Below are 20,124 nucleotides of genomic sequence, written 5' to 3'. Positions count from 1 at the left end.
TCTTCGCGGGCAGCCCGCTCCCACAGGTATTGCGGCAGGTTTACATAATGTGTGAACACCACCGAACCTGTGGGAGCGGGCTTGCCCGCGAAGACGGCAACCGCATCGACACACAATCCGGATCAGAACCACGCATCCTGCATCCCCAGACACGTCTCATCCCGCGCCTCGAGCAACGCCAGCTCATGCTGGCAACCCGGCACTTCCCACGTCAGGAAGTACCGCGCCGCCTGCAACTTGCCCTTATAAAAGTCGGCATCCGCCGCATTGCCCCTGGCTAGGCCTTCCTCAGCGCGGATCGCCTGTTCCAGCCAGCGCCAGCCAATCACCGTATGCCCGAACACTTTCAGGTACAGCGCCGAATTCGCCAGGCTGCTGTTGACCTTGCCCTGCGCCAGATCGGTGAGCAAACCGAGGGTGACCGTTTGCAGGCGCGCCACCAGTTGCTCCAGCGGCTCACGCAGTGCGGTTAACGATTCGTACGCAGTCGCGCGCTCGGCGGTGCTGGCGATCAAACGGACCAGTTGCTTGAGTCCGGCGCCGCCGTTCTGCGCCAGTTTGCGTCCGAGCAGGTCCAGCGACTGGATGCCGTGGGTGCCTTCGTGGATCGGATTCAGGCGGTTGTCGCGGTAATACTGCTCCACCGGATATTCACGGGTGTAGCCGTGGCCGCCGAGAATCTGGATCGCCAGTTCGTTGGCCTTGAGGCAGAACTCCGATGGCCAGGATTTGACGATCGGCGTCAGTAAGTCCAGCAACTCATGCGCCTGTTTGCGCTCGGCTTCGCTTTCCAGTGTGGTGGTGTCATCGAACAGCCGCGCCGCATACAAGCCGAGGTCGAAGGCGCCTTCGACGTAGGACTTTTGCGTCAACAGCATGCGTCTGACGTCCGCGTGCTGAATGATCGCCACGGGCGCGGTGCTCGGGTCCTTGCTGTCCGGCACTCGGCCCTGCGGGCGTTCGCGGGCGTATTCCAGCGAGTACAGGTACCCGGCATAGCCGAGCATCACCGCGCCCATGCCGACGCCGATCCGCGCCTCGTTCATCATCTGGAACATGTAGCTCAAGCCATGATGCGGCTTGCCCACCAGATAGCCGACACACTCGCCGTTATCGCCGAAGTTCAGTGCGGTAGAGGTGGTGCCACGCCAACCCATCTTGTGGAACAGCCCGGCCAGCAGCACGTCGTTGCGTTTACCGAGGCTACCGTCATCGTTGACCAGAAACTTCGGCACGATGAACAACGAAATGCCTTTAACCCCCGGCGGCGCGTCCGGCAGCTTGGCCAGGACCATGTGCACGATGTTCTCCGACAGCGGATGATCGCCACCGGAAATAAAGATCTTGTTGCCCTTGAGTCGATAACTGCCGTCAGACGCCGGTTCGGCGCGGGTACGAATATCCGACAGCGAGGAACCGGCATGCGGTTCGGTCAGGGCCATGGTGCCGAAGAAGCGGCCGTCGATCATCGGTTGCAGAAAGCGTTGTTTCTGCTCCTCGGTGCCGAAGCTTTCGATCAGGTTGGCCGCGCCCATGGTCAGGAACGGGTACGAAGTGGTTGCCGCGTTCGCCGCTTGAAAGTGCGCGAAGCAGGCTTGTGAAAGCAATGTCGGCAATTGCATGCCGCCGGCTTCGAAGCTTCTCGCGGCGTTAAGGAAACCGGCTTCGAGGAAGGCATCTACCGCCGGTTTCACCTCGGGAATCAGAATCGCCTGGCCATCCTCATAGCGTGGCTCGTGCTCGTCGCCCTTGCGGTTGTGCGGCGCGAAATACTTCTCGGCGATGTTGCGCGCGGTGCCGATGGCGGCATCGAAGGTTTCGCGGTTGTGCTCGGCAAAGCGCTCACGCCGGGTCAGGCCCTCGGCATCGAGGACTTCATACAGCTCGAAAGCCAGATTGCGGGAACTGAGCAGCGTCTCGGACATGGCGGCCTACCTGGGATTTGGGGTTGGGCCGAGTCTAGGTGTGCTGATAACACCTGAACAGCATGATTGATCAGCGTGATGGTGGAGCCCTGCGCCGGCTTAACCAACACCACAAACCACTGTGGGAGCTGGCTTGCCAGCGATGGCGGCAGATCAGTCAATATCGATGGTGACTGAAATATCGTTATCGCTGGCAAGCCAGCTCCCACAGGGATTTCTGCTGAACCGGACACCTGCTGCAGATGCCCGGTTTATCGGGTATTAACCGATGGTCATCAAACTCGCATTACCACCCGCCGCCGCCGTGTTGACGCTCAGCGCCCGCTCGATCACCAGACGCTCCAGCGCAATGTTGGTTTCGCCCTGGGACAGGCCCTGAACACCAACGATGGCACCGGCACGCTTGGCGATCTGCTGGCAGACGCCGCGCAACTGGTCGGAATGACCGTGATGCAGCACCGCATCGAACACCAACTCATCCTTGTGCCAGTCGCCGATCAGTTTGATCCGCGCCTGAACTTCCTTCGGCAGGCGTGCGAACAATGTCTTGCTGATGTCGGACTCCGGCCATACCGCCGAACCGCCGACAGCCAATACCGCCGCCAGTTGCGTCAGCAGATCGCCTTCAACCTCCGCCAGGCACAGCACATGCTCACGCGGCAGGATCGCATAGCTGTTTCTCTCGCCGGTCGGGCCGGCCAGCACGCGGGTGATGCCGCTTTGTGATTGGGCGGCGTATTGCACGCACAGGCTGCTCAGATCGGCGCATTTATTGCTCTCGGCCCAGGCCTTGAAAGCGTTCAGTGGTTTGCTCATGGCATCGCGCAAGCGCACGTCCGGCGCGACGACTGCATCACCGCGAGCGAAGGATTGTTCGATCGCATCCGTAGGACGGGTCGACAGCAAGCGGTACAGGTACAGCGGGCCACCGGCTTTCGGGCCAGTGCCCGACAGACCTTCGCCGCCGAACGGCTGGACGCCGACCACGGCACCGACGATGTTGCGGTTGACGTAGACGTTACCGGCGTTGACGTTGTCGATCACCTTGGCGATGGTCTCGTCGATGCGCGTGTGCACGCCGAGGGTCAGGCCATAACCGGAGGCGTTGATCTGGCCGATCAACTGGTCGATGTCCTTGCGCTTGTAGCGCACCACGTGCAGCACCGGGCCGAAGATCTCGCGTTGCAGCTCGTCGAAGCTTTCCAGCTCGATCAGGGTCGGCATGACGAAGGTGCCGCGTTTGACTTCTTCGCTGTCGGCAATCGCCACCTGGTACACGTTGCGACCTTTGTCGCGCATGCCCTGAATGTGTTTGTCGATACCGGCCTTGGCTTCGGCGTCGATCACCGGGCCAATGTCCACGGACAGACGCTCCGGGTTACCGAGACGGCTTTCAGCCATCGCGCCCTTGAGCATTTCGATGACACGATCAGCGGAATCTTCCTGCAGGCACAGGACGCGCAACGCCGAGCAACGCTGGCCGGCACTGTCGAAAGCCGACGACACCACGTCGATCACCACTTGCTCGGTCAGTGCCGAGGAGTCGACGATCATCGCGTTCTGGCCACCGGTTTCAGCGATCAGTGGAATCGGACGGCCCTGGCTGTCGAGGCGGCCGGCGATGTTGCGTTGCAGCAGACGCGCGACTTCTGTGGAACCGGTGAACATCACGCCTTTGACGCGCTCATCACCCACCAGACCGGCACCGACGGTTTCACCGCGACCCGGTAGCAGTTGCAGCACGCCCTCCGGAATACCGGCTTCCAGCAGCAGGCGCACGGCTTGCGCGGCCACCAGTGGGGTTTGCTCGGCCGGTTTGGCCAGCACCGGGTTACCCGCGGCCAGTGCGGCAGCGACTTGGCCGCTGAAGATCGCCAGCGGGAAGTTCCACGGGCTGATGCACACCACCGGGCCCAGTGGGCGGTGGGCGTCGTTGCTGAAATCGTTGCGCGCCTGCACCGCGTAGTAACGCAGGAAGTCCACCGCTTCACGCACTTCGGCGATGGCGTTGGCGAAGGTCTTGCCGGCTTCACGGGCCAGCAGGCCCATCAGTGGCTGAATCTCGCCTTCCATCAGGTCTGCGGCGCGCTCGAGAATTGCCGCACGTTCGGCCGGCGGGGTGGCCTGCCAGATCGGCGCTGCATTCAGGGCGCACTGGATCGCATTGTCGACGTCTTCGACGGTGGCTTCCTGCACGTGGCCGACCACATCGCGGTGATCCGCCGGGTTCAGCACTGGCGTTGGCACTTCGTTGCTCGAAGCGCAACCGAGCATCGGCGCGGCTTTCCAGTGGTTGTGCGCGGTGGCGAGCAGGGCGCAGGACAGCGAAGCCAGACGATGTTCGTTGGCCATGTCGATGCCGGCGGAGTTGGCGCGCTCGGCGCCGTACAGGTCACGCGGCAGCGGAATGCGCGGATGCGGCAGGCCGAACCCACCTTCCACGGTGGCCATCTGCTCGATCTGTGCCACCGGATCGGCGACCAGTTCTTGAATCGAAATCGATTGGTCGGCGATGCGGTTGACGAACGAGGTGTTCGCGCCGTTTTCCAGCAGACGCCGCACGAGGTATGCCAGCAGGGTTTCGTGGGTGCCGACCGGTGCGTACACGCGGCACGGACGATTCAACTTGCCTTCAGCGACTTTGCCGACAACCTGCTCGTAGAGCGGTTCGCCCATGCCGTGCAGGCACTGGAATTCGTACTGGCCCGGGTAATAGTTCTGACCGGCAATGTGGTAAATGGCCGACAGGGTGTGGGCGTTGTGCGTGGCGAACTGCGGGTAGATGACTTCCGGCACCGACAGCAGTTTGCGTGCGCAGGCAATGTAGGAAACGTCGGTGTACACCTTGCGGGTGTAGACCGGATAGCCTTCCAGACCTTCGACCTGAGCGCGTTTGATTTCGCTGTCCCAGTACGCGCCTTTCACCAGACGGATCATCAGGCGATGACGGCTGCGACGCGCCAGGTCGATCACGTAGTCGATCACGTACGGGCAACGCTTCTGGTAGGCCTGGATCACGAAGCCGATACCGTTCCAGCCCGTCAGTTGTGGTTCGAAGCAAAGGCGCTCGAGCAGATCCAGCGACAGTTCGAGACGGTCGGCCTCTTCGGCGTCGATGTTCAGGCCGATGTCGTATTGCTTGGCCAGCAGGGTCAACGACAGCAGGCGCGGGTACAGCTCGTCCATCACTCGCTCGTACTGCGCACGGCTGTAGCGCGGGTGCAATGCCGAGAGCTTGATGGAAATGCCCGGGCCTTCATAAATCCCACGGCCGTGGGAGGCTTTACCGATGGAGTGAATGGCCTGTTCGTACGACGCCAGGTACTTCTGTGCGTCGTGCTCGGTCAGTGCGGCTTCACCGAGCATGTCGTAGGAATAACGGAAGCCCTTGGCTTCGAACTTGCTCGCGTTGGCCAGCGCTTCGGCGATGGTTTCGCCGGTGACGAACTGCTCGCCCATCAGGCGCATGGCCATGTCGACGCCCTTGCGGATCATCGGCTCGCCGCTCTTGCCGATGATGCGGCTCAGCGATGAAGTCAGGCCGGCTTCGTTGTGGGTCGAGACCAGTTTGCCGGTCAGCAGCAGACCCCAGGTCGCGGCGTTGACGAACAGCGATGGGCTGTTGCCCAGGTGTGGCTGCCAGTTGCCGGTGCTGATCTTGTCGCGGATCAGCGCATCGCGAGTGCCTTTGTCCGGGATGCGCAGCAGCGCTTCGGCCAGGCACATCAGCGCCACGCCTTCCTGGGACGACAGGGAAAATTCCTGCAGCAGGCCCTGAACAATGCCTGCACGTCCGCCGGCACTTTTCTGGTTACGCAGTTTTTCCGCAATGGTCGCGGCAAGTTTGTTGGTGGCTTCGGCCATCGGCGCCGGCAGGCGAGCCTGCTCGATCAGCATCGGCACCACTTCCGGCTCAGGGCGGCGGTAAGCGGCGGTGATCGAGGCGCGCAGCACCGATTGCGGCAGGATACTTTCGGCGAATTCAAGGAAGCACTGGTGAGCGTGATCAGTGTGGACCTCACCGGCGTCGTCGCTATCCTTGGCGGTCAAACCGTTCAGCTCGGTCAGGGTTGCACCACCCTCGAGTTTTTCCAGGTAATTGAAAATTGCCTGCTTGATCAGCCAGTGCGGTGTGCGATCAATCGAGGTCGCGGCAGCCTTCAGGCGCTCGCGGGTCGGGTCATCGAGTTTGACCCCAAGGGTGGTGGTAGCCATATTTTTATCCTCATGGGTGCCACAGTTGCGTGGCATCAGCTGGCGGCAAGATTAGCCGGGCGTCAGATGAGGTGCAACCGGGTGCAACCCTTTTTTTGTCGGAATAATAAGCAGCTCGTCAGGAATTATTTTCCGGCACTGACATGCCGCCCCTGCTTGGTGCTTTTGCTTCTAGCGAAGCGCCCTGACTGCGCTAAAAGGGAGCAAAAAAACCTTATTTCTCGCTATATCCGACTAGGTGCAACTTAATCGCCAGAAACTGGTTGCACCTTTTTCGCTTTGTTGCATAGCATTCGCGCCCAAGGTGCAACCGGGAATATCCGGGGCATCGGCTGGTGGCTTTCCTGGGGAAACATCAGTCCTAAATGCGCGGGAACCGCATTCGTCTGCCAAACGTCGTCGTTTGTCGGCGATGGATCACCGCTGCAACATAAAAACAAAGCCAGGGCGTAACTTAATGAGCGTAAGCAATCCAACACTGATCACGTTCGTGATCTACATCGCAGCAATGGTGCTGATCGGCTTCATGGCCTATCGCTCCACCAACAACCTTTCTGACTACATTCTTGGCGGCCGCAGCCTCGGCAGCGTCGTGACCGCACTGTCCGCTGGTGCTTCCGACATGAGCGGCTGGCTGTTGATGGGCCTGCCGGGCGCCATCTACATGTCCGGTCTGTCCGAAAGCTGGATCGCCATCGGCCTGATCGTCGGCGCCTACCTGAACTGGCTGTTCGTCGCCGGCCGTCTGCGCGTGCAGACCGAGCACAATGGCGATGCCCTGACCCTGCCGGACTACTTCTCCAGCCGTTTCGAAGACAAAAGCGGCCTGCTGCGGATCATTTCGGCAATCGTGATTCTGGTGTTCTTCACCATTTACTGCGCTTCCGGCATCGTCGCTGGCGCCCGTTTGTTCGAAAGCACCTTCGGCATGTCCTATGAGACGGCGCTGTGGGCCGGTGCTGCGGCGACGATTGCCTACACCTTCGTCGGCGGTTTTCTCGCGGTGAGCTGGACTGACACCGTACAAGCCACGCTGATGATTTTTGCGTTGATCCTCACGCCGATCATCGTCCTGCTGGCCACTGGCGGCGTTGATACCACGTTCCTGGCTATCGAAGCGCAGGATCCAAGCAACTTCGACATGCTCAAAGGCACCACTTTCATCGGCATCATTTCGCTGATGGGCTGGGGTCTGGGCTATTTCGGTCAGCCGCACATCCTCGCGCGGTTCATGGCGGCGGACTCGGTGAAATCGATCGCCAACGCGCGTCGCATCTCCATGACCTGGATGATCCTGTGCCTGGGTGGCACTGTGGCCGTGGGCTTCTTCGGTATTGCCTACTTCTCGGCGCACCCGGAAGTGGCCGGTCCCGTGACCGAGAACCACGAGCGAGTGTTCATCGAGCTGGCGAAAATCCTCTTCAACCCGTGGATTGCCGGTGTGCTGTTGTCGGCGATTCTGGCGGCCGTCATGAGCACCCTGAGCTGCCAGTTGCTGGTGTGCTCCAGCGCCCTGACCGAAGATTTCTACAAAACCTTCCTGCGTAAATCCGCTTCGCAACTGGAGCTGGTCTGGGTCGGTCGCGCCATGGTGCTGCTGGTAGCGTTGATCGCGATCGCACTGGCCGCCAACCCGGAAAACCGCGTACTGGGCCTGGTGTCTTACGCCTGGGCCGGTTTCGGCGCCGCGTTTGGTCCGGTGGTACTGATTTCCGTGGTCTGGAAGGACATGACCCGCAACGGTGCACTGGCTGGCATTCTGGTCGGCGCGATCACCGTGGTGGTGTGGAAGCATTTCGAACTGCTGGGTCTGTACGAAATCATCCCGGGATTCATTTTCGCCAGCCTGGCGATCTACATCGTCAGCAAGCTCGGCTCGCCGACCACTGGCATGGTGCAGCGCTTCGAAGCGGCGGAAAAAGATTTTCACCTGAACAAGTGATGCGCTGAGCTTAGGCTCACAAGAGAACGGCCCGTTTCCTACAGGAGATCGGCCGTTTTTTTGTGCCCGTGATTTCTCAAGGACATTGGAGGATCCTGTGGGAGCTGGCTTGCCAGCGATAGCGGTGTGTCAGTCAGCAATAGGTTGAATGTGCCGACCTCATCGCTGGCAAGCCAGCTCCCACAGGTTCTGCACTGTGTTTGAGGGATATGTCTGTAGCCGGATGCTTCGATATCCGCAGGCTTTTTCGACAGAAAAAGTAGGGAAAATCTGATTTTCCCGTCACCCACCCAACCCCCCTTGCCCCTCATGCAGAATCGCCCGCCCCCATTCTGCAGAGACACATCGGATGTTCGCGCCTGCCAATCAACCGCGTTTCACGTTGACCCTCGAAGGCGCCCAGATTGACCTCAAGGTCCTTGAGTTCACGGGCAAGGAAGCCATCAGCCAACCCTTTCGTTTCGAGCTGGAACTGGTCAGTGAACGGCCGGATCTGGACCTCGAAAGCCTGCTGCACCGTCAGGCGTTTCTGAGTTTCGATGCGGACGGTTCCGGTGTCCACGGTCAGATCTATCAGGTCGGGCAGGGCGACTCCGGGAAACGTCTGACGCGCTATCACTTGAGCCTGGTACCGCGTCTGACGTACCTCGGCCATCGCATCAATCAGCGGATCTTTCAGCAGCAAACCGTGCCGCAGATCGTCGCGCGGATCCTCAAGGATCACGCGATCCTGCGCGATGCCTTCGAGTTTCGCCTCGGCAGCGATTACCCGGTGCGTGAATATTGCGTGCAATACGCCGAGAGCGATCTGGCGTTCATCCAGCGCCTGTGTGCCGAGGTCGGCATTCACTACCACTTTCGACACAGTCCCGAGGGGCATGTGCTGGTGTTTGGTGATGATCAAACGGTGTTTCCACGTCTGCCCATGTCGACGCTGTATCTGCCGGGCAGCGGCATGTCGGCTGGCGCGCCGGCCATCCAGCGCTTCAATGTCCGGGTGCAAACCCGTACCAGCGTGGTGACTCGGCGCGACTACAACTTTGAAAAGCCGCACTTGCAGCTGCAAAGCCGTAGTGACAGCGAACAGCGCCCGGTGCTGGAGGATTATCACTTCCCCGGTCAATTCAGCGATCGTGAAACCGGCAAACATCTGGCCCTGCGTGCGCTTGAACGCCATGTCGCCGACTACCGTCAGGCAGAAGGCGCCAGCGATGAATCTGCCCTGGTGTGCGGACATTTCCTGCAACTGAGCGGCCACCCGCGCAACGACTGGAATGACCTGTGGCTGCTCACTGCCATCGAACACCGTGGGCGGCAGCCGCAAGTGCTGGAGGAATCGGTGACCAGTGATGGGGAAACATTCCAGGGCTACCGTAATACCTTTCGCGCCACGCCGTGGGACGTGTTCTTCCGCCCGGCCCTCGGCCCGGAAAAACCACGGATGCTCGGCTATCAACCTGCGGTCGTTACCGGGCCGAAAGATACGGAAATCCACTGCGACGAGTACGGGCGGGTCAAGGTGCAACTGGCTTGGGATCGCGACGGCGAGTTGAATGAGCATTCCAGTTGCTGGCTGCGCGTGGCGACGGGCTGGGCGCATGAGCATTACGGCAGTGTGCTGATCCCGCGGATCGGCATGGAAGTGCTGGTCGGCTTTATCGACGCCGATGCTGACAAGCCGCTGGTCATGGGCTGCCTGCCGAATGCGGCGAACCCGGTGCCGCTGGACCTGCCGGCCGAACAGACCCGCAGCGTCTTCCGCAGCCAGAGCAGCCCCGGTGGCGGCGGTTACAACGAACTGCGCATCGAGGACAAAAAAGGCGCCGAAGAAATTTACCTGCGCGCCCAGCGCAACTGGACCCAGCATGTATTGCACGACCAGCAGGTGCAGGTCGACAACCAGCGCAGCATCCTGGTCACGGGCACCGCCAGGCATGAGCTGAAGGCCGACGAACAGCGCATCACCCACGGCCTGCGTCAGACCGAAGTGAAGCAGGACGACCATTTGACCGTGGTTGGTGATCGACACATTCGGGTGAGCAGTCAGGCCACCAGCGCCAGCGCGCAATTTCATGTCAGTGCCGGCCAGCAAGTGGTGATCGACGGCGGCGCGAGTGTGACGATTCAGGCCGGCGGACAGTGGATCAACATTGGCCCCGGCGGCATCTTCAGCAGCGTGCCGATCCAGGTCGGTGGTGCGCCGATGGCGGCCATGAGCGCGGCGCCGAGCGTGCCGGGGTTGCCCGCCAAACTCGCAGCAGCGCCGGCAGCCATGCTCACCGCTGCACAAATCATGAGCTTCAAGGGTGATGCACCGTTCTGCGAAGAATGCGAGCGCTGCAAGGACGGTGTCTGTGCCGCCTGAGTTTTTACTTCCAGCAGAGTGGCTGGCGCGTGAACCGCTGAAACCTTCGGAGCAGCTGTTCGCTATTTTCGGTAACGCTAGCGATGCCAGGCCGCCGCTGGATACGTCGAGCCCGATCTGGGCGGATACGATCTACGCCGAGTGGGACGCGGTAATGCCCTTTGTGGGAATGGTCGCGGCTGACGGTGAGTTTCTTGATTGGGTGGCGAACACCGCGTCTCGCGATTGGGGTTGGCTGGCGGTGTCCTCGGCGAAACTTGAAGTGCTGGTCGAACATTTTCGCAGCCTGACGCAGGTGCTGGTGCCCGATGGCAAAGCGGTGTTTTTTCGCTTCTGGGATGGGCGGTTTTTGTTGCCGATCCTGCAGTCGGATGATGTGGATCCGGCGCAGTTGATGCCGGTGATTTCACGCGGGTTGATCAATGGTCAGGCTGTGGATATCGGCGGCAGGGCGCAGGTTTCGGGACGGGTGTTTCCATGGTGGAAGGTGCCGGAATCGGTGTTGGCTGCGGCAGGAGATGATGTCCGCGTCGGCAATGCTCTGCAGTGGCTGAGCGAGGAGCATCCGGTGCTGTTTGAAGGTTTTCCCGGGCCGGTTTTGCGTTGCAAGGTCAGGCAGCTTTTTCTGCTGGCGGCGTCGGAAGAATCGTCGCAAGCGGCGCTGGTGGAGTATTTGCTGGCAGAGACGGAGTGATATTCGGGCGTGATGGCAGTGATGCGCTGCAAGTGATCGCGGGACGCTTGGGCATCATGCCGTCCTCAGAAAGATCAAAAGATCGCCGCCTGCGGCAGCTCCTACAGATGATCCCGTGTAGGAGCTGCTGCAGGCTGCGATCTTTGACGTTATGGCGGTTGCAGTCAGTCTGCGATGTACCGATCCTGAGTCTTGATAAAACTGTCGAAAGCTTCTGAGTTGTAGACCTCCAGGCAGCCATAAAAAACCACATTGTTATTCGAGTGCTTGCTGATCGACGGTGTCTGCTCGTAGGCCGCATAGGCGTTTACCTGCCAGTTAAGCGAGATAAATGACCTGTGGCGAGGGGATTTATCCCCGATGGGCAGCGAAGCGGCCCTAAGCCCTGTCATCGCGATGCGGCAGTCACACCGCGTCAGCAGAATCGGGGGCCGCTTCGCAGCCCATCGGGGATAAATCCCCTCGCCACAGGTATGGGGCCAGATCTTGGCGGGCAAGACGGCCGCTCAGCCGCCAACCCCTGACTTGCCGCGCGGTAAAAGGTAAACTTCACGGCCGTCGCAGGAGCAGCCATGAATTATCGTCACGCCTTCCATGCCGGCAATCATGCCGATGTGTTCAAACACCTGACTTTGACCCGCCTCATCGCCCTGATGTCGCGCAAGGAGCAGCCGTTTGCCTATCTCGACACGCACGCCGGCATTGGCCTGTATGACCTGCAGGGCGATCAGGCCAATCGTACGGGCGAGTACTTGGAAGGCATCGCGCGCTTGTGGGCTCAGCCGGATCTGCCGGCGTTGACCGCCGACTACATGAAGGTTCTGCACGAGATGAACCCGGATGGCCAGTTGCGCTATTACCCGGGTTCGCCGGAGCTGGCGCGGCGTCTGACCCGGCCGCAGGATCGGGTGATGCTCAACGAGAAACACCCGGAAGATGGTGTGCTGCTCAAGGACAACATGGCCGGTGATCGCCGGGTCAAAGTCCATCTGGGCGAGGGCTGGCATGTGGCGCGGGCGATGTTGCCGGTGCAGGAGAAGCGTGCGGTGATGTTGATCGATCCGCCATTCGAACAGCTTGACGAGATGCAGCGCTGCGCGGCGTCGATGAAAGAGGCGATCGGCCGCATGCGCCAGACCGTGGCGGCGATCTGGTACCCGGTGAAGGACCAGCGTGCGCTGCGTCGTTTCTATCAGGACCTGGCCGGTACCGGCGCGCCGAAGTTGTTGCGCGTGGAGTTGCTGGTGCATCCGCTGGACACGCCGAACAGCCTGAATGGCTCGGGAATGGCGATTGCCAATCCGCCGTGGGGGCTGGAGGAAGAATTGCGTGAGCTGCTGCCGTGGCTGTCGAAGAAACTTGGGCAGACCCAGGGTGGGTGGCAGATGGATTGGTTGATCGCCGAGAGCTGATCAGTTGCTTTGATGGCGTCTGAACGGACGCCTTCGCGGGCAAGCCCGCTCCCACAGGTTTAGCGCCGAACTCAAAAATGGCGCGTTACCCTGTGAGAGCGGGCTTGCTCGCGAAGCTTCTAAGCTTTAGTTACCCGCCAGGCTCGGTGGCATGCACACCCCGGTGCCGCCAATCCCGCAGTAGCCTTCCGGGTTTTTCGCCAGATACTGCTGGTGATACGCCTCAGCGAAGTACACGGTCGGTGCCTGTTCGATCTCGGTGCTGATTTCGCCCAGGCCGGCCTTCGCCAGCTCTGCCTGATACAGCGCTTTGCTCTTCAGCGCCGCGTCCAGTTGCTCCGGTGTGGTTGCGTAGATCACCGAGCGGTACTGGGTGCCGATGTCGTTGCCCTGGCGCATGCCCTGCGTCGGGTTGTGCAATTCCCAGAACATCGCCAGCAGCTCTTCGTAGCTGACCTTGGCCTTGTCATACACCACCAGCACCACTTCGGCGTGCCCGGTCAGGCCCGAGCAGACTTCTTCATAGGTCGGGTTCGGCGTGTAGCCGCCGGCGTAGCCAACCACGGTGCTGACCACGCCTTCACGCTGCCAGAAGCGCCGTTCGGCGCCCCAGAAGCAGCCCAGGCCAAAAATCGCGAAATCGACGTCCTGGAAAAACGGGCCGAGCAGCGGGGTTTCTTCGAAGACAAAATGCTTTTCAGGCAGAGCCATCGGGGTTTCGCGGCCGGGCAGGGCTTGGTCTTTGGTCGGTAGCACGTTTTTGTTCACCAGAATTTCCGAGCGCAGAACCATGATCGTTCCTCTCAGTCAGGATGGGATGTAAAAAGTCAGACCGTCAGTGTGCCCAATGATGCCCGGTTAATCACTACCCAATGTAGGAACTGCCGAAGGCTGCGATCTTTTGATTTTGCTTTTTAAAAACAAGATCAAAAGATCGCAGCCTTCGGCAGCTCCTACAGGGGGGCATGTTATGGCGAGAATGGGGTAGCGGGTCTAGAGGCAGAGCGGGCCGCGCGGGTAGCGCTTGAGCGCCTGGATCAGCTCGGCGCCGGGGATCGGCCGGTCGAACAGGTAGCCCTGGCCGACGTCGCAACGGTGACGGCGCAGAAACGCCAGTTGCTCGGCGGTTTCGATGCCTTCGGCCACGACCTTGAGCTTGAGGTTGTGCGCCATGGCAATCACCGCCGAGGTGATTTCCATGTCGTCCTGGTTGTCGGGGATTTCGTGGATGAAGCTGCGATCGATCTTGATGATGTCGATCGGGAATTTCTTCAGGTAGCTGAGCGACGAGTAGCCGGTGCCGAAGTCGTCCATGGCCAGGGTCAGGCCCAGGCGCTTGAGCTGGTCAAGCTGCAAGTGCGTGTCTTCGGTGGCTTCCAGCAACAGGCCTTCGGTCAGCTCCAGCTCCAGCAGATTGGCCGGCAGCGCTTCTTCCTTGAGGATGTTGGCGATCGAGGCGACCAGGTCCGGGTCGGAGAACTGCTTGGGCGAGAGGTTGATCGCCACTTGCAGATTGCCCATGCCGGCGGCGGTCAGGGCCTTGCTCATGCGGCAGGCCTGACGAGCGATCCACTTGCCGATCGGGATGATCAGACCGGTCTCTTCGGCGACGCTGATGAACTGGTCCGGGCGGATCATGCCGCGCTCCGGATGATTCCAGCGCAGCAACGCCTCCATGCCCAGCAGGCGACCGCTGCGCAGGCACAGCTTGGGCTGGTAAAACACGTCCAGCTCGTTCTGGGTCAGGGCACGGCGCAGATTGTTCTCGACGAACAGCTTGTAGCTGGCCTCGGCGTTCAGCGCCTCGGTAAACACTTGCACCTGATGTTTGCCGTTGGCCTTGGCCTTGTGCAGAGCCAGACCGGCGTTGCGCATCAGGGTTTGCGGGTCGCGCCCGTGCAACGGCGCGCAGGCCAGACCCACGGAGCCGGTGACGCTGATCAACTGGTTGTCGACGAACATCGGTTTGTCGAGGGTCGCCAGCAACTGGTTGGCGATCTGCTGACCGGTGGCCAGATCGGTGTCGTCGAGCAGCACGGCGAATTCGTTACTGGCGAACCGCGCCAGGCTGCCGCTCGGGCTGAGGCTGTTGCGCAGACGCCGGGCGAGGCTGATCAACAGTTTGTCGCCGGTCTGGTGACCAAGGCTGTCGTTGATCCGCTTGAAGTTGTCGATGTCCACCAGTAACAGGCTGATCGGCGTATCGCTATCGCGGGCGAAACGTTCATCCAGGTTGCGGATAAACGCCGGGCGGTTGCCGAGGTTGGTCAGGTTGTCGGTGTACGCCAGACGCTCGATGCGCTGCTGCGCCAGTTTGGTCTGGGTGATGTCTTCGTAGATGCCGATGTAGTGCGTCAGCTCGCGGTTGTCGCCATACACCTTGGAGATCGACAACTGGCCCCAGTACGGTTCGAGGTTTTTGCGCCGGCTCTTGAATTCGCCTTGCCAGCTGTTGCTCTTGGCCAGCGCCGAGGGCGCGTCGAACAGCAGCTCGCTAAGGTTTTCCAGGGCCGGCAGCTCTGACAGACGCTGGCCGTGGACTTCCTCGGTGGTGTATTGGGTGATCGCGGTGAAGCTCGGGTTGACGTACTCGACCACGCCGTCGCAGTTGACCAGCAGAAAGGCGTTGGCGCTTTGTTCGACCGCACGCTGGAACAGATGCAGGGCGCTGGTGGCGGTGCGGCGATTGTGGTTGTTGATGACCTGGGCGAACTGATCCGCCAGTTCCCCGGCGAAGGCGATCTCATCGGACTGCCAGGCGCGGGTCACGCCGCTCTGCTCCAGACAGAGCACGCCGACCACCTGGCCGTCGACGCGGATACTGGCGTCGAGCATCGCGTTGACGTCGCGCGGGCGCAGGGCCTCGGCCATCTCGCGGGTGCGCGGATCGCGCGTGGCGTTGTGCGCGTCAATGGCGCGGCTGCCGTGCAGGGCCTCCATGTAGTCGGGGAAGGCGCTGATGTCGATCGGCTCGGGCAGGAGGTATTCCTGGGTCGCGCGGTGATACGAAGAAATCGGCACCAGCAGGTTGCCTTCAAGGTTCCACAGGCTGGCGCAGTCGATTTCATAGATGTCGCAGGCGCAGCGGGTGATCAGCTCGGCGGCTTCCTGCAGCGAGTTGTGGCTGCTGTAGCGCTGACGGGCCAGCAACAGGATCAGATCCTGTTGCGCGCGCACTCGCTCAAGGTGCTGCAGTTGCTCCTGCTGGGCGCGCTGATTGAGTTCCAGGGCGATCTGCAGGCGGGAATTCTGTGTTTCCAGGTCGACCGACGGCAGCGTCGGCGCTTCGTCGAACACGTCATCAACGGCCAGCAGATAGCCGCGCAACAGATGCCGATTGTGCTGTTTGTAGGCTTCGCCGAGTTCGAGGATGCTTAATTCGCCAGCGGCGGTGTGCAAGGTATAGCGCACCAGATAATGCGGGCTGTCGCGCAGTTGCTGCTGGATCGCGTCATGCAGTTGATAGCGCGCTTCGGGCTCCATCAGGCTGGCATAGGGTGAACCGACCAGGGCGCAGAGTTCGACGGCTGGCAGGCCGAACTGGCGCTCGCAATTGGGATCGAGGAACAGCATCGCCCAACTGGCCTCATTCAAGCGCTCGAAACGCAGCATGCCGAGCCGCGAGGGCACAGGCAACTGCGTCACTACCTCGGCCGCCATACGGCTGGCGGCATCGGGTTGGCTCTTCATGAAGGAACTCGCTTGGAAATATGCTGAACGCGCCGGGCTCTCGCCCTCTTTACTGTTGCCTGCGGCAAGGTTGCATCATTGCAGCACCGACTGACAAGAGAGATGAAGGCCAAGTGCTATAAGAATGTGTCGGCCGCTTTGGGCATTTCTCCAGTCTGTCCTGTAAAAGAGCAAAAGATCGCAGCCTGCGGCAGCTCCTACAGGGCGCATCACCCTGTAGAGGGCTGCGATCTTTCAAGGCTTCAGCGCAATTTGATACCGATCGATTGCAGCTGCTTGCCATCCCGATCATGGTAGTTGATCAAAATCTGATCAGTCGCGACCACCAAGTGAGCGAAGTTGTCTTCGCTGACCACCGTGCTGGTGAGTTCATGCCGGTAGTCGCCGGCTGCCGTACGCGCCAGCGGTTGATCGAGGATAAATGTCGAAGCTTTGGCGTAGGGCAGCAGCTTGCTGTTGTAAAACGGTGAGGAGACGATGGTGTGGACTTCGAAGTCCGGATCTTCGCTGTGGGTCAGACGCGCGGTCAGCGAGCCGTGCACGTCACCCGAGACAAATACGACATTCTTGATCCGCTGGGTGCGGATGGTTTCCAGCAGGCGCAGGCGCTGTTCGGGGAAAGCCTTCCAGGCGTCGTCGCCAAGCAGTTTGCGGTCCGGGTAAAACATCACGCTGGTGACCACGAATTTGACCCGCGCCGGGCTGTTGATCAGCCATTGCAGCAGCGCCTGTTCCTGCGCCTCGTCGAGTATGCGGCGATCATCGGCTGACAGGTTGCGTCGAGTGCGACTGTCGGTCACGAACCACTCGATATCGCCGTCGCTGAATTGATACCAGTAGTGCTCGAGTTTTGCCCGGTTAATTTCATTGTTAGTTGTCAGTTCATGCGCCGGACTGTGGCTGACCTGATAGATCTCATAAGCTGCCATGGCGTTTCGGTATAACGCATGATCAGACTTTCCGGCGTTCGCCGGCCAGTTGTCTTCGATTTCATGATCATCAAGGATCATGTAAGTGGAGGTGCCGGCCATCAGTCGCTGAATGTTGGGTTGGGAGAACGCCGCACGGTACTTGCTGAGGATTTCCTTATATTCACGGTCGGGTGCAATCAGATTAAGGTCATCGACATAAATCTGATCTCCGGTCATCAGTGTCGCACTGATTGGCGGTTGTGCGCCTTCAATCAACTGATTGATGGACGCGAAGATCCGGTCACCGAGGTGCGGCAGTGACGGGATGCCGGCGGTCATGCGCAAATAACGGCAAGAGCCGACGATATAGGCGCGAGGTTGCAGTGCTTTACTGGAGCGGGTGCGCAGGCGATGGATTTCCCGGGGCCATTGCAGCGGCAGTTCGGCCACGCTATCCACGTTATGCACTGGATTCATCGGGCTGAACCAGCCTGTCTGGTATTCATATTCGGTGTCGCTGTTCAAGTTGTTGAGTGCAAACACAGTGCTCATGTCGTGCGATATATCGAGTTCGGCAAAAGTGCCGTTCGACCATTGTCGTGTGCCGGACACCCGATAACGAATGGCGGCAAATACCGACGTGTTGTCTTGGCGGTCCGCGCGAATAAATATTCGCGCGTGGTTAGTGGTCGTGTGGCCGATGATTGGGCCAATAGTTGGCTTGAACATAGTCGAATCCATTCGAGTAAGTTGATGTCAGTAAATAAAGTAGAAGTGCTTGCTATTAACTGGAGGGGCAAAGGTTAGTTGCCTGCTGGCAAAAAATATCGAGGCGAAGTGGACTGGGTTCGTAGCTCAAGTCAGCCGAACACGTAGGAAGGGGCGGTGCTGTTTTCTTCAGGAAAAAAAAGCCCCGTCAAAGTGACGGGGTTGAGGTACGAGCGTGTGGCGCTCGAAAACGTGAAACGCAATCGGCCCTCCCGCATGGGAGGGCCGATCGGGGTTACAGCAGAATGGTGCGGATGTCGCCCAACAGGCTGCCCAGACGCTGGGTGAAGCGTGCAGCGGCAGCCCCGTTGATCACACGGTGATCGTAGGACAGCGACAGTGGCAGCATCAGCTTCGGCTGGAAGGCTTTGCCGTCCCAGACTGGCTGGATGGTTGCCTTGGAAACACCGAGGATCGCCACTTCCGGCGCGTTGACGATCGGCGTGAAGCCGGTGCCGCCAATGTGACCGAGGCTGGAAATGGTGAAGCAGGCGCCCTGCATCTCGTCCGAAGACAGCTTCTTGGTGCGGGCTTTTTCAGCCAGCGAAGCGGCTTCTGCGGCGAGTTGCAGCAGGCTCTTCTGGTCGACGTTCTTGATGACCGGTACCAGCAGGCCATCCGGGGTGTCGACCGCGAAACCGATGTTGACGTACTTCTTGCGGATGATTGCCTTGCCGCTCGGGGCCAGCGAACTGTTGAAGTCCGGCAGCTCCTTGAGCAGGTGCGCGCAGGTCTTGAGCAGCAGCGGCAGGATGGTCAGCTTGACGCCAGCCTTCTCGGCAACGGCTTTCTGCGCGACACGGAAGGCTTCCAGCTCGGTGATGTCCGCCGAGTCGAATTGCGTCACGTGTGGCACGTTCAGCCAGCTGCGGTGCAGGTTGGCCGCGCCGACCTGCATCAGGCGGGTCATCGGCACTTCTTCGATTTCACCGAAGCGGCTGAAGTCCACGACCGGGATCGGCGGGATGCCCGCGCCACCGGTTGCGCCCGCTGCAGCAGCTGGCGCTTCCTTGGCCTTCTGCATCATCGCCTTGACGTAAACCTGTACGTCTTCCTTGAGGATGCGACCGTGCGGACCGCTGGCGCCAACAGCGCTCAGCTCGACGCCGAACTCGCGGGCCAGTTGACGCACGGCGGGACCGGCGTGAACTTTCGCGCCCGGCTTGGCAGGCGCAGCAACCGGAGCGGCAGCAGCAGGCGCGGCGGCCGGAGCAGCGGCGGCCGGCGCTGGAGCGCTCGGTGCGGCAGCGGCAGCTGGAGCCGGAGCAGCCGCAGGGGCCGCGCCTTTGACTTTCAGCTTGAGGATCAGGTCGCCGGTGCCGACTTCGTCGTCCAGCTTGATCGAAACGCTTTCCACCACGCCAGCGGCAGGTGATGGAATTTCCATGCTCGCCTTGTCGGACTCGAGGGTGATCAGCGACTGGTCGGCTTCAACGCTGTCACCAGCCTTGACCAGCACTTCGATGATCTTGGCCTTGCCAGCCGAACCGATGTCCGGCACGTGGATGTCCTGAACGCTGTCGGCCACTGGAGCAGCCGGGGCTGCCGCAGGAGCCGGTGCAGGGGCAGCGGCTGGTGCAGCCGCCTGAGCCGGAGCGGCAGCAGCAGGGGCCGCAGCACCCGCCACTTGCAGATCCAGAATCAGGTCGCCAGTGCCGACTTCGTCGTTGAGCTTGACGCTGATGGCCTTGACCACGCCAGCGGCAGGCGACGGGATTTCCATGCTGGCCTTGTCGGATTCCAGGGTGATCAGCGACTGATCAGCCTCGACGCTGTCGCCAACCTTGACCTGGATCTCGATGATCTGGGCCTTGCCCGACGAACCGATGTCCGGCACGTGCACTTGCTGAACCGAAGCGGCAGCAGGCGCAGCGGCTGGCGCAGCCGGTGCAGGAGCGGCTGCCGGAGCAGCTTCAGCCTTGGCGGCAGGAGCAGCAGCCGGAGCAGGGGCCGCTTGCGCGGCACCCTCGACTTCCAGCTCAAGCAGTTCGTCGCCTTCTTTCAGGCGGTCGCCCAGCTTCACTTTCAGGCTCTTGATCACGCCGGCTTTCGGGGCCGGCACTTCCATGCTGGCCTTGTCCGATTCCAGGGTCAGGATGCTCTGGTCGGCTTCGATGCGGTCGCCGACCTTCACAAACAGTTCAATTACTTCACCTTCACCGCTGCCGATGTCAGGTACGCGAATGAGTTCGCTCACAAAAT

10 protein-coding genes are annotated in these 20,124 nt (G+C 60.8%); 4 read left to right on the top strand and 6 right to left on the bottom strand.

Annotated elements, in window-relative coordinates:
* Window positions 1-122: 122 nt before the first annotated feature.
* Together ACXR0M_RS23525 and putA are read right to left on the bottom strand one after the other, a co-directional pair.
* Window positions 123-1,925, bottom strand: coding sequence for an acyl-CoA dehydrogenase (locus ACXR0M_RS23525; protein WP_458834056.1), 1,803 nt, complete (start codon window positions 1,923-1,925; stop codon window positions 123-125).
* Window positions 1,926-2,186: 261 nt separating this feature from the next.
* Window positions 2,187-6,140 (bottom strand): trifunctional transcriptional regulator/proline dehydrogenase/L-glutamate gamma-semialdehyde dehydrogenase, encoded by a 3,954-nt coding sequence (gene putA, locus ACXR0M_RS23520; protein ID WP_458834055.1) that lies wholly within the window; start codon window positions 6,138-6,140, stop codon window positions 2,187-2,189.
* A 457-nt stretch (window positions 6,141-6,597) separates the two neighbouring features.
* On the opposite strand from putA, the gene putP reads away from it, so the two are divergent.
* From putP to ACXR0M_RS23500, 4 genes are all read left to right on the top strand, one after another.
* Window positions 6,598-8,082: a sodium/proline symporter PutP gene (putP, locus tag ACXR0M_RS23515; protein ID WP_458834054.1), complete on the top strand. Its 1,485-nt coding sequence runs from the start codon at window positions 6,598-6,600 to the stop codon at window positions 8,080-8,082.
* 349 nt (window positions 8,083-8,431) lie between these two features.
* Window positions 8,432-10,447: a type VI secretion system Vgr family protein gene (locus ACXR0M_RS23510; protein ID WP_458834053.1), complete on the top strand. Its 2,016-nt coding sequence runs from the start codon at window positions 8,432-8,434 to the stop codon at window positions 10,445-10,447.
* Window positions 10,437-11,141, top strand: coding sequence for a DUF4123 domain-containing protein (locus ACXR0M_RS23505; RefSeq protein ID WP_458834052.1), 705 nt, complete (start codon window positions 10,437-10,439; stop codon window positions 11,139-11,141). Before ACXR0M_RS23510 ends, ACXR0M_RS23505 begins: the two co-directional genes overlap by 11 nt.
* 572 nt (window positions 11,142-11,713) lie before the next feature.
* On the top strand, window positions 11,714-12,553 hold the full coding sequence (locus ACXR0M_RS23500; protein ID WP_458834051.1) for a 23S rRNA (adenine(2030)-N(6))-methyltransferase RlmJ: 840 nt from the start codon (window positions 11,714-11,716) through the stop codon (window positions 12,551-12,553).
* Window positions 12,554-12,679: 126 nt separating this feature from the next.
* Here the strand turns inward: ACXR0M_RS23500 and msrA are convergent, their stop codons facing one another.
* From msrA to aceF, 4 genes are all read right to left on the bottom strand, one after another.
* Window positions 12,680-13,345: a peptide-methionine (S)-S-oxide reductase MsrA gene (msrA, locus tag ACXR0M_RS23495; RefSeq protein WP_458834050.1), complete on the bottom strand. Its 666-nt coding sequence runs from the start codon at window positions 13,343-13,345 to the stop codon at window positions 12,680-12,682.
* Between the two features lie 201 nt (window positions 13,346-13,546).
* On the bottom strand, window positions 13,547-16,243 hold the full coding sequence (locus ACXR0M_RS23490; protein ID WP_458834049.1) for a putative bifunctional diguanylate cyclase/phosphodiesterase: 2,697 nt from the start codon (window positions 16,241-16,243) through the stop codon (window positions 13,547-13,549).
* Window positions 16,244-16,485: 242 nt separating this feature from the next.
* The gene (locus ACXR0M_RS23485; protein WP_458834048.1) at window positions 16,486-17,883 is read right to left on the bottom strand and encodes an alkaline phosphatase D family protein; all 1,398 of its coding nucleotides are present in this window, start codon (window positions 17,881-17,883) and stop codon (window positions 16,486-16,488) included.
* A 274-nt stretch (window positions 17,884-18,157) separates the two neighbouring features.
* Complete coding sequence (gene aceF / locus ACXR0M_RS23480) at window positions 18,158-20,119, bottom strand: dihydrolipoyllysine-residue acetyltransferase (protein WP_458834047.1); 1,962 nt, start codon at window positions 20,117-20,119, stop codon at window positions 18,158-18,160.
* Window positions 20,120-20,124: the final 5 nt, after the last annotated feature.

Source organism: Pseudomonas sp. Eth.TT006, from assembly GCF_054456575.1.
This window is presented reverse-complemented; position numbering and strand designations above follow the sequence as displayed.

What these genes read in the sequence shown, in the direction of transcription:
- ACXR0M_RS23525 (WP_458834056.1), bottom strand. Translation starts at nt 1,925, where the DNA reads ATGTCCGAGACGCTGCTCAGTTCCCGCAATCTGGCTTTCGAGCTGTAT.
- putA (WP_458834055.1), bottom strand. Translation starts at nt 6,140, where the DNA reads ATGGCTACCACCACCCTTGGGGTCAAACTCGATGACCCGACCCGCGAG.
- putP (WP_458834054.1), top strand. Translation starts at nt 6,598, where the DNA reads ATGAGCGTAAGCAATCCAACACTGATCACGTTCGTGATCTACATCGCA.
- ACXR0M_RS23510 (WP_458834053.1), top strand. Translation starts at nt 8,432, where the DNA reads ATGTTCGCGCCTGCCAATCAACCGCGTTTCACGTTGACCCTCGAAGGC.
- ACXR0M_RS23500 (WP_458834051.1), top strand. Translation starts at nt 11,714, where the DNA reads ATGAATTATCGTCACGCCTTCCATGCCGGCAATCATGCCGATGTGTTC.
- msrA (WP_458834050.1), bottom strand. Translation starts at nt 13,345, where the DNA reads ATGGTTCTGCGCTCGGAAATTCTGGTGAACAAAAACGTGCTACCGACC.
- ACXR0M_RS23490 (WP_458834049.1), bottom strand. Translation starts at nt 16,243, where the DNA reads ATGAAGAGCCAACCCGATGCCGCCAGCCGTATGGCGGCCGAGGTAGTG.
- ACXR0M_RS23485 (WP_458834048.1), bottom strand. Translation starts at nt 17,883, where the DNA reads ATGTTCAAGCCAACTATTGGCCCAATCATCGGCCACACGACCACTAAC.